Origin of the sequence: Micromonospora sp. CPCC 206061 (assembly GCF_036906915.1) — a bacterium.
GTDB lineage: Bacteria > Actinomycetota > Actinomycetes > Mycobacteriales > Micromonosporaceae > Phytohabitans.
Genome location: NZ_JBAKHX010000132.1, coordinates 1 through 12,999 on the forward strand (window position 1 = coordinate 1; position 12,999 = coordinate 12,999).

Annotated in this window: 8 protein-coding genes; 7 read left to right on the plus strand and 1 reads right to left on the minus strand. The window is 74.3% G+C overall.

What is annotated here, in order from left to right:
- Window positions 1-6,353: HAD family hydrolase (locus tag V6V89_RS39415; protein WP_334624798.1), on the plus strand; the 6,353-nt coding region annotated here is incomplete at its 5' end.
- Window positions 6,354-6,357: 4 nt separating this feature from the next.
- Window positions 6,358-6,909, plus strand: coding sequence for a hypothetical protein (locus V6V89_RS39420; RefSeq protein ID WP_334624799.1), 552 nt, complete (start codon window positions 6,358-6,360; stop codon window positions 6,907-6,909).
- Window positions 6,910-6,951: 42 nt separating this feature from the next.
- Here the strand turns inward: V6V89_RS39420 and V6V89_RS39425 are convergent, their stop codons facing one another.
- Window positions 6,952-8,628, minus strand: a complete 1,677-nt coding sequence (locus V6V89_RS39425; protein ID WP_334624800.1) for a right-handed parallel beta-helix repeat-containing protein — start codon at window positions 8,626-8,628, stop codon at window positions 6,952-6,954.
- A gap of 50 nt (window positions 8,629-8,678) precedes the next feature.
- On the opposite strand from V6V89_RS39425, the gene V6V89_RS39430 reads away from it, so the two are divergent.
- The 5 genes from V6V89_RS39430 to V6V89_RS39450 all read left to right on the plus strand — a co-directional run bounded on the left by V6V89_RS39430 (window position 8,679) and on the right by V6V89_RS39450 (window position 12,957).
- Window positions 8,679-10,388, plus strand: coding sequence for a type VII secretion protein EccE (locus V6V89_RS39430; RefSeq protein ID WP_334624801.1), 1,710 nt, complete (start codon window positions 8,679-8,681; stop codon window positions 10,386-10,388).
- Entirely contained in the window at window positions 10,385-11,116 is a 732-nt protein-coding gene (locus tag V6V89_RS39435) for an SseB family protein (protein ID WP_334624802.1), read from the plus strand. Before V6V89_RS39430 ends, V6V89_RS39435 begins: the two co-directional genes overlap by 4 nt.
- 296 nt (window positions 11,117-11,412) lie before the next feature.
- Window positions 11,413-12,282, plus strand: a complete 870-nt coding sequence (locus V6V89_RS39440; protein WP_334624804.1) for a 1-aminocyclopropane-1-carboxylate deaminase/D-cysteine desulfhydrase — start codon at window positions 11,413-11,415, stop codon at window positions 12,280-12,282.
- A 9-nt stretch (window positions 12,283-12,291) separates the two neighbouring features.
- Window positions 12,292-12,738, plus strand: a complete 447-nt coding sequence (locus V6V89_RS39445) for an AraC family transcriptional regulator (protein WP_334624805.1) — start codon at window positions 12,292-12,294, stop codon at window positions 12,736-12,738.
- Window positions 12,739-12,747: 9 nt separating this feature from the next.
- Window positions 12,748-12,957: a VOC family protein gene (locus V6V89_RS39450; RefSeq protein ID WP_334624806.1), complete on the plus strand. Its 210-nt coding sequence runs from the start codon at window positions 12,748-12,750 to the stop codon at window positions 12,955-12,957.
- Window positions 12,958-12,999 lie beyond the last annotated feature (42 nt).

A 12,999-nucleotide genomic window follows, 5' to 3' on the forward strand; every position in this document is an offset into this window, starting at 1 on the left:
GCCGGGCCCGCCAGGCCGCCGACGCCGAGCGCGCCGGGGAGCTCGGGCTGCTCGCGGCGGCGCGCCGCGCCCGCACCGTCGAGGCGGAGTCCCGGCTGGCCGAGGCGAAGGCGGCCACGAGCGCGGCCCGGGCAGCGGCCGCCGCCGAGTTCGCGGCGCTGGAGGCGCACCACTACGACCTGCTCGCCGACTGGGGCGCGCCCGGCCTGACACCCGATCAGCGGGCCGCCGCGGTGTTGAGCGCCCTCGCCGCGGCCGAGGTCGTCGACGCCGGCGGGGCCGAGGCCGCGGAGTGGGAGCGGCGACGGGGTGAGGCCGCGCGGCGCCAGCGGGCCGGCGACGAGGCGCTTGCCCGGCACCGCGAGGACCGCGCGGCGCTGGTCGGACGGCGGCTGGATCCGGAGGCGGACCTGAAGGCGCTGGCCGAGCGGCATCAACGGCGCCTGGACGACCTGGCCGACGCGGTCGGCGACCTGCTGACGGTGTACCCCCGCGGCGCGGCGGACGCGGGCGGCGCGGCGGAGGGGGCATGGCGCGACGGCGTTGACGAGCTCACCCGGCTCGACGAGCTCCGCGCGGAGCACGCGGCCACGGCGGATCGGGCGTGGCAGTACCGGCGCGACTCGATCCGGACCGCGCAGGAGTACGAGCGGGCCGGCGACGACACCCGCGCCGCCGAGCACCGCGGCGCCGCCGCCCGGATGAGAGAGGCGGCGCTGGCGGCCGAGCGCGAGGCAGCCGAGGCCGGAGCCCGCCTCGCCGAACACCGCCGCCGGCACGAACGGGAGCTGGACCGGGCGCTGTGGGAGCGGCGGTGGACCGCGATGGCGCAGGGCTCGGCGCGCCGGTACGGAGAGGCGGTGGCCGACCTGTCCAAGGCCGGCCGGGAAGCGGCGGCGCTGCCCGACCGGCGGGTCACCACCGAGGAGCGGCTGAGCGCGGTCGGCCCCGCCGTGGACCGGCTCGACGAACTGCTCGATGGCCTGCATCTGGAACAGGTCGCGGTGCAGGAGGCGCTGCGGCGCGCCGCGTGGCACCAGGCGCGAGGCGCCCACCTGCGCGAGGTGGGCGGTGATCCGTGGGACGACGAGCAGCGCGCCGACGACCTCGTCGAGCGGGCCGCACGCGCCCTGGACCGGGCGGGGGAGCTGGGCCGGGAGGCGCTTTCGGCCCGACTGGCCGAGATGGCGGCGCGCGGGGAGGTCGACGCGGCGCGGCACGCCGAGGACTTGCTGGCGGCGCGGGTCGCGAACCGGGTGGCCAAGGCCGCCCGGGAACTCGCCGAGGCGGACCGCGGCCACCGTTTACTCACCCAGGAGGAGCCGCCACAGGTGCACGCCGGTGTGGTGCGGGGGTCGCGGATGGTGCAGGCCGACCTGCCTGCGCAGGATTCCGGCGTGGCCGACGAGGAGATCTTCGCCGGGATCGCCGCGCTGCCAGTCGGCGCCTTCGAAGGCGACGTGCTCGCCGTGGAGCCGGTCGACGCCACGCACGTCGTCGTGCGGGTACCCCATCAGGACGATCCGATCCACTTCCGGGCCGAGGCGGCCGACCTGCCGGCCGACCTGTTCGCCCGGACCGTGCGGCGGTCGGGCACCGCCGACGACCCCCACGTGCTGAACGTGACCCGGAACATCCTGGCCGCCGACCGGCCGGCGCTACTGCCGCGGGCCGTCGGCCACGAGATCCGGCACGCCGTACTGCACCTGGCCGGGGTGGAGGAGCAGCTGGCCGAGGTCGCGGCGCGGGGCACCGAGGCGCTGGTCATCGACGGCCAACTCGGCATGGCCGGCGCGGCGGAACGGGATGCCCTGCACGTCGACCGCCGTGCCCTGGATGTTCACCTGGTGGGGGAGGCGCCGCCGCGGTCCACATCGGACCTGCGGGCGTGGCGGGAGGCGCACCTGCACCCCGGGATCAGCGCCCGGCTGCGGAAGACGTTGCACGCCGTCCCGGCCTCGGTCCAGGCCGCCGCCGCGCTGGTGGACACCGAGCGGGCCGCGCTCGCCGCCGCCAGCAGGGCGATCACCGAACAGGTACACCCGCACCTGGTCCCGCGCACCGGCAACGTCGTCAGCAAGACCGCGAAGAGGGTCAATGCCCTGGCGCAGCGGGCGGTGCAGCCGGCGAAGAAGACGTCGACGATGCCACTTTCGACCTTCGAAAGGGAGCTGAAGCGGATCGAGGACGCGGCGGAGCGGTTGGCCGGCGCGGCCGACGACGCGGCGCTCGACCTGTACGCGCCCAGGTCCGGCCCGGTCCGGGCGGTGGCCGACGGGCTCCGCCAGCTCCGCGAGGAGCTGCGCCAGAGCGTGTCGGGCGCCCAGGCGGCCGCCCAGACACTGAAGGGCGCCGCCAAGGCGGTCAAGGCCGGCAAGCCCGACGCCAACGCGCACCGCGCGCTGGAACAGGCGCGCGGCCAGCTCGTCGCCGCCGTCGAGACGCTGGACAGGCTGGTCGCCAACCTGCCACGGATCACGCGGAGCCTCACCGCCGCGGTCGACGAGATCCCCACCGTGGACCGGTCGCCGGCCTCCGTACTGGAGGCGGCGCAGGCTCAGCCGGAGCGCGGCGCGTGGCGGTACACGACCGGCCGGTCACGACTGGCGGCCGTGCGGCGGCTCCCCGACCGGCTGGACCGGGCGCTCCTGGAACCGCTGGAGGACCCGATCCGGAGGCTCACGGCGGTGCAGGAGGAGCTGCGGGCGCTCGACCTGCGGCTGACCGCGCTCCGCGACGAGGGCACGTGGCCGGACCAGGACGAGCGACAGGTCATTGTGGACACGGCGAGAGAGCAGGGCCGGCGCGACATCCTCGCAGCCGTGGGAGCCGCCCTGGACCGGATCGTCGACGACCCGCTGCCGCCGCTGCTGCCCGAGGCGCCCGACCTGGGCCAGTTCCCCGGCGGCGGCGCGATCGCCGACGTCCTGACGATCGCGGCGCGGCTCAAGGAAGGGCTGAGCACCGCCGAGGCCGCCGTCGACGGATTGGCCGACCTCGCCGGTGAGACAGACACCATGCTCGCCCGGGTGCTGGCCAAGAACCGACCGCCGAGCCCGGATGCCAGGCCCGCGCTCGCCGAAGCCGTGGCCGGCGTGCGGCACGCCGCGAGGGCGGCCGCCCGGCTGGCCGACCACCTGAACGGCCGGCGCGAGCGGCTGATGGCGCTGGTCGAGCTGGCGCAGCGGGCGGCGGAGCGGGTCGAGCCGGGCGCCCCGCCGCCGCCGGTCGCCGAGATGACCGCCGCCGACCTCGCGGACCTCTACGCGGTCGAGCCGGTACCGGCGGGCATGGTCGTCGCGCGGTCCTCGCGGGCGCGGGCGTTCGCCCAGATGTTCCCGGCCGCCGAGGGCGACTTCGCGGTGGTGGTCGACACGGTGACCGCACCGGACGGGCAGATCCTCGGCTTCGCGCCACCGGGCCGGCCGACCATCGCGGACGAGCTGATGGACGCCGCCGAGCTGTGGGAGCTGACCCACCGGGCGATCGAGCTGTCCGGACGTACGGACGTGACCCGGATCGTGCTGGTGGCCTCCGGCGCGGCGGCGCTGGCCGCGCAATTCCATGAGCTGGCCGCATCCGGCGACATCGCGGCCACCCTGGCGCCTCGTGGCACCGTGTGGCTCACCCCGGACGGCGAGCCGTTCGTGGCGGCCGCCGGCTGGGACGCCAACCTGCGCCGGCCGGTGCCGGCCGGCCCCGATGCCGGGTGGGAGGTGTACACGTCGGATGGTCCACAGGATCCGGTGATGGACCTGAGCCGGCCCGTGGCGCAGTCGCCGGAGCCGGCGCGCATCGTGTCCCTTGTGGACAGCTTCGACGCCGCGGTGGCGGCCGCGGATCTGGACCTGCCGTCGGATGTCACGGTCGTCGTCATGGGTCGAGGCGTCTCGCCGTCGAGGCTGGTGTCTACTTTGGAGGATCGGATCGCCCGAGGCGAGCTGCCGGCCGAAAGCCGCCGACATGCCCTGCTGCTGACCCGCCCGAACGGGGACAGCGTGCCCGGCGACGAGTACGGCCAAGCGGTCGCGAAGGCGTGGGGCGCCCCTGTGCTCACCCCGACCCGGGAGATGTGGCTGCGCCGGGATCCGGTCGGCCGGTGGCGGATCGACGGCGGCGGCGTCCGGTACGTGCCGGGTGAGGGCCTGCGCCAATCCGCCCGCGCCGAGCACGGCAAGCGCGCCGTGGTGCACGTGTACCACCCCGACGGCCTGATCCGCCGCTACCTCGACGTGTATGGGTACGACGAGGAAAGGCACCGCGCGCGGCTGGCGGAGTCCGGCGCGCGTCCCGGGCCGGAGATCCCCGGCGCGCCGCGCGCCTCGCCGCAGGCGCGGGGCATCCAGTTCGCCGAGCGCCCGCCGAGCTGGACCCGGACCGAGGTGGTACCCGGCTACGTCGACATCCACCTCGACCCCGACGGGGTTGACGCGTACTCGCCTGGGGAGCTGCTGGCACCGCTCGACCCCGCGGCGGCCGGCGAGGCGATCCGCCTGTGGCACGAGCAGCGGCTGCTCGGGCCGCCGGGCTGGTTCCTCGGTGTCCGGCTGCCGGGCCTGGGCCTGACCGGATACAGCCCGCTGGTGGCGCGGCTGGCGCGGGCCGCCGGCGTACACGTGCTCGTGCCGTGGGCCGGCGACGACCTCGGCCGCCGGCTCACCCCGGGCGGGGCGTCCGAGTCGTCCACCGGCGCCGGGCCCTACGTCCGGTACGCGCCGGACGGCCGGATCGTGCCCTACTACGCCACATCCCGGCCGGCCCTGCTGATGCGGGTCGGCGACGGCTTCCTGGGCGCCGGCGGCATCGAGCCGGCCGCTGAGCCGTTCAGTTCGCTGCCCGAACGCGTGCTGCTCGACCATCCGACCACGCCGGAGCACGCGACCGGGCTGGCCCGGGATTCCGGGGTGACGGTGATCGCCACCGGCCGGATGCCCGACGACGATCGCCGTGACCTGGTCCGGGACGGGGTGTGGGAGACCCCGGACGGCCCGGTGCTCGCCCCCGAGGTGGGCAAGTTCCACGAGTACCGGCCGGATGGCACCGTGCTGCCGTACCTGCCGGAGACTTGGACGACCCAGCGGGTGTACGCCGGCGCGCGCGGCGCGGCGCGGGACGAATTCGGCCGGGCCGACTCCGGTCCGGAGCCCGAGCCGCTCGTCCTGCTCGGCCCGACGGAGCCGCACGTGCCGCACCTCGAGATGGACCTGTCGACCATCGCCCGGCCCCTGGCCGACGAGGTGTCGCACCCGTCCGCCCGTACGCTGCTGCCACTGCCGAACGGCGCCTTTCCGCTGGTCGTGGAGGACGGCAAGCTGATGAAGGACCTCGGCAAGAGCCGGGTGGCGCTCGACGTGGAGGGCGCCGCCTTCTACCGGACCACGGACGGCGGGCTCGTGCTCGGCACCACGCACGGGGAGGTGGCCGTCGCCGGTGAACTGACCGCCACCCAGGGAGTGCTGCGCAGCGTCGTGGACGATGGGAGCCACCCGGGCAACGTCATCCGGACCGTACAGGAGATGATCCGTCAGGGCCTGCGGCCGCACCCGGACGGCCTGCTGGTCTTCCGGTCCGGCGATCCCGACGGGCACCTCATGACCTACGGCACCCACGTCCGCCCGGCCGCCGGCCGCCCCGCCCCCGCCGCCGACCTGGTCGAGCTCCTGACCCGGAGCAAGGCACTCCTGCTCGACTTCGACGGACCGATCACCGACCTGTACGCCGCGCGCTCCGCGATGGACGGCCTGGCCAGGATTCGCGCCCTACTCGAGGAGGCCGGCGTCGCGCTGCCCCCGCCGATCGCCGCCGAGACCAACATGGTCACGGTCATCCGCTGGGCCTTCGGGCTCGGCCAGCCCGACCTGACCCGCGCGCTGGAGGAGGCGCTCGGCGAGATGGACCGGACCGTTGTGGACGCCGCCACGCCCACGCCGTACGCGCTGCGACTCCTGCTGGCCGCCCGGGCGGCCAGCCGGCCCGTGGCAATGGTCAGCAACTCGTCGGAGCGGGCCATCACCAGGTTCCTGGAGACGAACGGCTACAGCGACCTGATCACTACGGTCATCGGGCGGGCACCAGGCGAGCCGGAGCGGTGGAAGCCGGCCCCGGACCCCGTCCTGCGCGCGGCCGCCGCGCTCGGCCTCGACCCGGAGGCGGTCGTGTTGATCGGTGACGAGCCGGCCGACGTCGCCGCGGCGAGGGCCGCCGGGGCACGCATAATCGGGTACGCGAAAAAGCCGTCGACGGCCGAGCGGTTCGCCGCGTCCGGGCCCGACGCGGTGGTGGAGAGCATGCGTGAGCTCGCGGAGGCCCTCCGGGTGCTCCAGCGGGACGACGTAGACGATCGGGAAGGGTGAGAGCGTGGCGTTGCTGCTGGAGCGGTCGGTGGAGGAAGCGCACCTCTACATGGCGATGCACCCGTGCGACGTGTGCGGCGAGTCCGAGTTCGAGTGCCGCAGCGCCGTCATCATGGCCGAGGGCGACCTCGCCAGCCGGTACGAGGGAGAGTGCGACGGCTGTGGCACCGCCCGGGAGTTCGTGTTCCGCCTGCCGGAGACGGTGTCGCTGCCCGGCCAGCGGCTGCGGTTCGGCGGGCCGGAACCGTCCGAGCTGCTGGATGCCGGCGAATGGCTGTGGGTGGCCGGCAACTTCGCCGCCATCGAGCCGCTAGGCGACCTGGCCGAGCTGACTGTCGAGGATCTGGCCGCGGCGCGGGCCGACCTGGGCGGCGCGGTCGCCGCCATGGACGAGGTGTTGAAGTTCCTGCCCGCCGGGGCCGAGGAGCCGCCGGACGAGGCGTTCTGGTCCGAGCACGGCAAGCGGGTGCGCGCCGAGCGGCCCGGGGACCTGCGCCGCGAGCGTCTGGAGGCCCGCCGCGCGAAATACGAGGAAGCCCTCGCCCTTCTCCCGTGAACGAAGCGTCCCGAAGGCGCTGGAGCTACCGGGGGTGCTCGATCACGGGACGGTGGCCGCTATGTCCTCGCCGGCCAGGCGGCGGAGGTCGGCTATGTCGGGGCGCTGGCCGCCAGCGAGCAGCCGCTGCGCCTGCGCCTTGCGTACCGCCTCGAACAGCTTGCGGGCCTCCCGCGCGTTGCCGAACGTGGCGTCCCGGTGCATGTGGGCGAAGTGCTCGTACAGCAGGGTGGAAGCCTCGTCGGTGAACTCGTAGTCGGACGCCGCCGCGATGCGCTGCGCGATGAGCACCAGTTCCTCGGGCTCGTAGCTTTCGAACTCGATGGTCGCGGAGAACCGGGACGCCAGGCCCGGGTTGGTGGCCAGGAACTCGACCATCTCGTCGGTGTAGCCGGCCGCGATCACCGCCACTTCGTCGCGGTGGTCCTCCATCAGCTTCACCAGCGTGTCGATGGACTCCTGGCCGAAGTCGGCGCGCGAACCGGCCCGGGACAGCGTGTACGCCTCGTCGATGAACAGCACCCCACCCTTGGCCGCCTCGAACGCCGCCGCCGTCTTCTCGGCCGTGTGGCCCAGGAACTGCCCGACCAGGTCGCGCCGGGACACCTCCTTGAACGTGCCCTTGGACAGCACACCCAACGCGGCCAGTAGCCTGCCGTACAGCCGCGCCACTGTGGTCTTTCCGGTGCCCGGCGCGCCCGCGAAGATGAGATGGTGGCTTGTCTGGTCGACGGCTAGCCCGGCACCGCGCCGCCACTCGTTGACCTGGATCTCGTCGATCAGGCCGCGCACCTCGGCCTTGACGGCCGCGAGGCCGACCATCGCGTCAAGGTCGGCCAGGCGCGACCGTACCGCCTCCGCGTCGTGCCGGTCCGGCTCCGCGGTGGCGTTGTGAGCTCCGGTACGGCCAGCCGCGCCATCGTCTCCGGCCGTGACCGCCGTCGTGGCTCCGGCGTCCACGTCGATGCCCGGCGTGCTGGTGTTTTCCACCCGGCAGCGGTCGACCGCGCCGCCGCAGCCGCGCCCGATCTGGACGCCGGCGCCCCGGGTGTCGTGGATCCAGCAGCCCCGGATCGTCGGCGTGCTCTCGTGCACCACCGCGATGCCCGCGCCGCCGGTGTGCGAGATCTCGCAGCCCTCGATGACCGGCCGCCCGGACTGGTACACGTAGATGCCCCGCCGCTGGCACCGGCTGATGGTGCAACCGCGGATCTCCGGATTGGCGCCCAGCCGGACGATGACGCCATCGTCGGCGATGTCGGTCAGCTCGCAGTCGGTCATCGTGCCGCCAGAGTCTTCGAACACGAAGCCGTACTGCCCGCCGGTCACCCGCACCCGGTGCGCCCGCAACGTGCCGCGGTCGCGCACGTCGACCGCCGCGCCGTAACCGGTGCTCAGCTCCACCTGCTTCAACGCGACTGTAGCGCCTCGCGTCTGGACCGCGGGCAGCTCGCCGGCGCGGATGGTCAGCCCTTCGAGGCTGACGTCGCCACCCTCCACGTGCAGCGCCGGGTACGGCAGGTCGCGCGCGTCCAGCTCGACCGCTCCCGAACCGTCCGCGGGGGCGATCCGCAGCGCGATGTCGCCGACGAACAGCGCCTCGCGGTAGGTGCCGGGGGTCACCAGCACGGTGGCCCCCGCGGGGGCGGCGGCGAGCGCGTCGCCGATCGTCGCGTACGCGCCGTGCTGTCGCGGCGCCACGAGGAGTGTCCGAGTCATTCTGCGCTTCAGCATAGTTGTGGAAGGGGCCGCATCGGTACGCTGTACGGGTGTCGACTGTGGCCACTCGGTTTCCGGCCGCGCCTCTGGTGGGCGTCGAGGTCGCCGCCGCCGGTGCGGCTGCGGCCTACGTGTACCCGTCCGCCTGGTGGTCGTGGGCGGTGCTGGGCGTCGGCGCGGTCACCACGACGGGGGCGTTGCTGGCCCGCCGCTCGCGCCGCGCCAAGGCGCCGGCACCGGCGTTGCGCATCCGCACCGTCGAGCGCGGTGGCCTGACCGTCGGCGTCGCGCAAGACACCGGCGGCTGGTTCGCCGTCGCGGAGCTGGCGCCCCGGCTCGACCTGCGGCCGGAAAGCGCCTCGCTGCCGCCGCTCGCCGCCGTCGCCCGCGTGTTCGCCGACGGGCGTGACCCGACGGCGGTGCAACTGGTCTCTCACACCATCGCCGCGCCGACCACCCTCTTGCCCCCTGACTCCCCGATCCTGGCGTCTTATCAGCTGCTCACCGCCGGCGAGTCCACTGTGGCCCACCAGGTCTCCTGGGTGTGCGTGCGGGTCGACGCCTGCGACGGCGCGGCGGTGGTTGCCAGGCACGGCGGCGACCGGGAGGCCCCGGCACGCGCCGCCGCGGCCGCGATCCTGCGCGTGAGCCGCACCCTGCGCGTGTCGGGCGTGTCCTGCCGGGTGCTGGACGCCCGTGAGCTGGGCGAGGCGCTGCAGCTGGCCGGCGTCGGCGGCGTCGCCGGTGGAATGGCCGAGGTCTGTTACGGCGTCGACGACGTGCCGAGCCCGCTCGCCACCGCCGTGGCCACGGCACCCGCGGCCGTCGCCACCGTCGCCACCACGATCGCGTCAGGCCCGCGAGGCCTGCGCGCCCGCCGTTTGGTACGCGTGGTGGCGCCCGCGCGCGACGTGCACCTGTGCGACACCGCCGTGCAGGCCGGCGCGATCCGCGCTGGTGTGTCGCTGACCAGGTTGGACGGACGGCAGGCACCAGCGGCGTACGCGGCAGGGCCCACGGGTGCCGCGCTGCCGCCCTCGGGCGGGTACTCGGTGGCCGGCGCCGCGGCCGGCCTCGACCCGCTCGACGTGCCGTGGCACCCCGTCACGCCGGACGCCGCCGAGTCCGCCGGCCCCGCCGCCTCCGTCGGTGTCCTCTTCGGGCGCGACGTCGACCGGCGGGCCACCGTCGTGCGCCTGTTCCGGCCGTGGCCGACCGAGGTCGTCGTCATCGGCGGCCGGGCCACCGCCCAGGTCCTCGCGCTGCGGGCACTGGCCGTGGGCGCGCAGGTGTGCGTGCGCACCGCCCGGTACGCCGAGTGGACCGCGCTCGCGCAGGCCGCCCGGTGCCCCGACCGCATGGTCGTCGGCTCCGAGCCGGCCCGCGCCGCCGCCCCGCACCGGCCAACGCTCGTCATCGACGACCTCGACCCCGACGGCGCCACCACCCGCGCCCCGCTGGGCCCGTGGCAGGCGCGGCTGACCGTGGCGGCCCGCCTAGCACCCGCGGGCGCCCGCCGCCTCGCCGAAGCGCACCTCGCCGTGCTGCACCGGCTCGGCGAAGACGAGGCCGAGGTCGCCGCCGGGACGCTCGGCATGACCGGAGACACCCCGCGCGCCCTGACCCGCCTGCCCGACGACATGGTCGCGCTTGTGGGCGGCGGCGTAAACAGCTACACCTGGCTGGAGGCGACCGAGTGGGAGCGCACGGCGACCGGCGTGCCGGCTCCCCTGGTGCCGGTCGCGGCCGGCGGCGCATGAGCTGGCAACCCGACGAGTACATCCTGGGCGCGCTGCACGACGCGGTCCACCGCGGCGACCCGGACGCCTACCTGGCCGCCCTCGTCGACTCCTGCCTGGTCGTGCCCGGCGACCCCGCCGAGGGCGGCTGGCCGGTCGTCGAGACTCCCGACGGCGTGTGCGTGGTCGTCTACACCACCGTCGAGGCGCTGCCGCCCGGGACAGGCGGATATGCCATCTGGCCGGCGTTCGACCTGTTGCACGGCTGGCCGGACCCTGCGTGGTCACTCAGCGTCGACAGTGGACTGTCGACGGAGGTGGCCGTGGAACCGGGCGGGATCGCACGCGCCGCGGCCCGCGCGGCCAGCGCGTACCCCTTGGACGCCGTTCTCTGGGAGGCGGGCGGCGAGCCGCGGTCCTACCTGGACGCGGTCGTGGGTGCGGAGATCGTCGTGCCGATCCGACCCGACGGGTCGCCGTCGCGTGATCTGACCGACCCGGAGTTCGCCTGGTGGCGGGCGCCGGACGCGCCGGCGATCGCGCTGTTCACGTCACCGGTGCGGCTGCGTGCCCGCCTGGGCGAGGCGCCGTGGCTGGTGACGCGGTTCGTCGAGGTGCTGCGGCACTGGCCGGACGGGCACGCCGCGCTGATGGACCCCGACCACCACATCGGCGCCACACTCCCCGCCGAGGCAATGTCCGCGATGGCCGCGGCCACCCGACACCAGCCCCACCCCACCGACCACTAGCAGCCACGCCGCTCCGCACGCCCGGCGGCGCTCCGCCCTTCCGCACACCCGCGGGGCGCCGCCCCGCCCTTCCGCACACCCGCGGGGCGCCGCCCCGCCCCTCTCCCCGCCGATCAAGGGAAACGCACGTGGTTGGATCTCTTTTTCGCGTGCGTTTGCCCTTGATCGATGCGAATCTCCTTGATCGACGTCGGTCGGGCCAGGCGTCGGCCGCTCCATGCGCCGGTCGGGCATGCGCCGGCCGGACCAGGCGCCCGCCGGCGGGCGTCCGGCGGGCCTCTCGGTACGGTGAGTCGGTGGTGTTCGAGCCGCGGCTGCCCACGCCCGTCACGGAACTGGTCGACGATCGGCTCGCGGCGTCCGGTGTGCGCCTCTACCTGAAGCGCGACGACCTCATCCACCCGGACATTCCGGGCAACAAGTGGCGCAAGCTCAAGTACAACCTCGCCGCCGCCTCGGAGCAAAGCCACCACACCCTGCTGACATTCGGCGGTGCGTACTCCAACCACATCCGCGCCACCGCCGCCGCTGGCCACCACTTCGGCTTCTCCACGGTCGGTGTCATCCGCGGTGAAGAGCACCTGCCGCTCAACCCGGTCCTCGACTACGCGGTCGAGCGCGGTATGCGGCTCGTCTACCTGGACCGGGCGACCTACCGCGCGAAGACCGATCCGGCCGTCGTCGAAGGCCTGCGGCGGCGGTTCGGCGAGTTCTACCTCGTGCCTGAGGGCGGCAGTAACGCGCTGGCGCTGCGAGGTTGCTCCGAGCTACCGGCCGAGATTCCGTTCGCGTTCGATTACATCTGCTGCGCGTCCGGCACGGGTGGCACGCTCGCCGGGATCGCGCTCGGCCTCGGCGAAGGGTGCCAGGCGATCGGATTCTCGGCGCTTAAGGGCGGCGACTTCCTGGTCGACGAGGTGCGGCGGCTGCAGTGGGACCACGGCCGGGTGACGGACAACTGGTCGATCGAGACGGCGTTCCACTTCGGCGGGTACGCCCGGCGCACCGCCGAGCTGGACGAATTCGTCCGCGACTTCGACGAGCGCCACGGCCTGACCCTGGACTGGGTGTACGTGGCGAAGATGATGTACGGGATCCTCGCCCTCGTGCGGCAGGGGCGGTTCGCCCGCGGCTCGATGATCGTCGCGGTCGTGACCGGCGCCTAGACTGGGCCGGTGAGCGCTCCCCGCCGCGCCCCGGGCGACCTGCTCGTACACCTGCGCCGGGCCCGCGACCACGCCGACCGCCACTACGCGGAGCCGCTGACCCTCGACGCGCTCGCGGCGGTGGCGGGCCTGTCCAAGTACCACTTCCACCGGCTCTTCACCGCGACCTACGGTGTGTCACCAGCCGCGCACCTCTCACGCCGGCGCGTCGAGCGCGCCCAGGATTTGCTCCGCGCCACCAACCTCACGGTCACCGAGGTGTGCCACGCGGTCGGGTTCACCAGTCTCGGGTCGTTCAGCAGTCGATTTCGCGAGGTGGTGGGGGAGTCGCCGAGCGAGTTCCAGCGCCGCTGGGCGGCCAAGGGCACGCCGTACATCCCCGGCTGCTTCGTCTTCATGTGGGGCCTAGCCGAAAGAGCAAGCGAGGAGAAGCCGCCAAATCAGCACGGCTCCTAGCCTGTAGGAATGATCACGAACATCTCCATCACCAGCGTTTTCGTCAAGGACGTCGACGCCTCGAAGGCGTTCTACATCGACGTTCTCGGCTTCGCCGAGCACACCGACATCACCCTCGCCGAGGGGTACCGCTGGTGCACCGTCAAGCACCCCAACCAGCCCGAACTCCAGGTGCACCTCACCAAGCCCGGCCCGCCGCCCGAGTTCCGCAGTTCGTAGGCACGCGAGTGTGATCGGTTCTGAGTCGTTGCTGGTCAGCGA

What these genes read in the sequence shown, in the direction of transcription:
- V6V89_RS39435 (WP_334624802.1), top strand. Translation starts at nt 10,385, where the DNA reads ATGAGCTGGCAACCCGACGAGTACATCCTGGGCGCGCTGCACGACGCG.
- V6V89_RS39450 (WP_334624806.1), top strand. Translation starts at nt 12,748, where the DNA reads ATGATCACGAACATCTCCATCACCAGCGTTTTCGTCAAGGACGTCGAC.
- V6V89_RS39425 (WP_334624800.1), bottom strand. Translation starts at nt 8,628, where the DNA reads ATGACTCGGACACTCCTCGTGGCGCCGCGACAGCACGGCGCGTACGCG.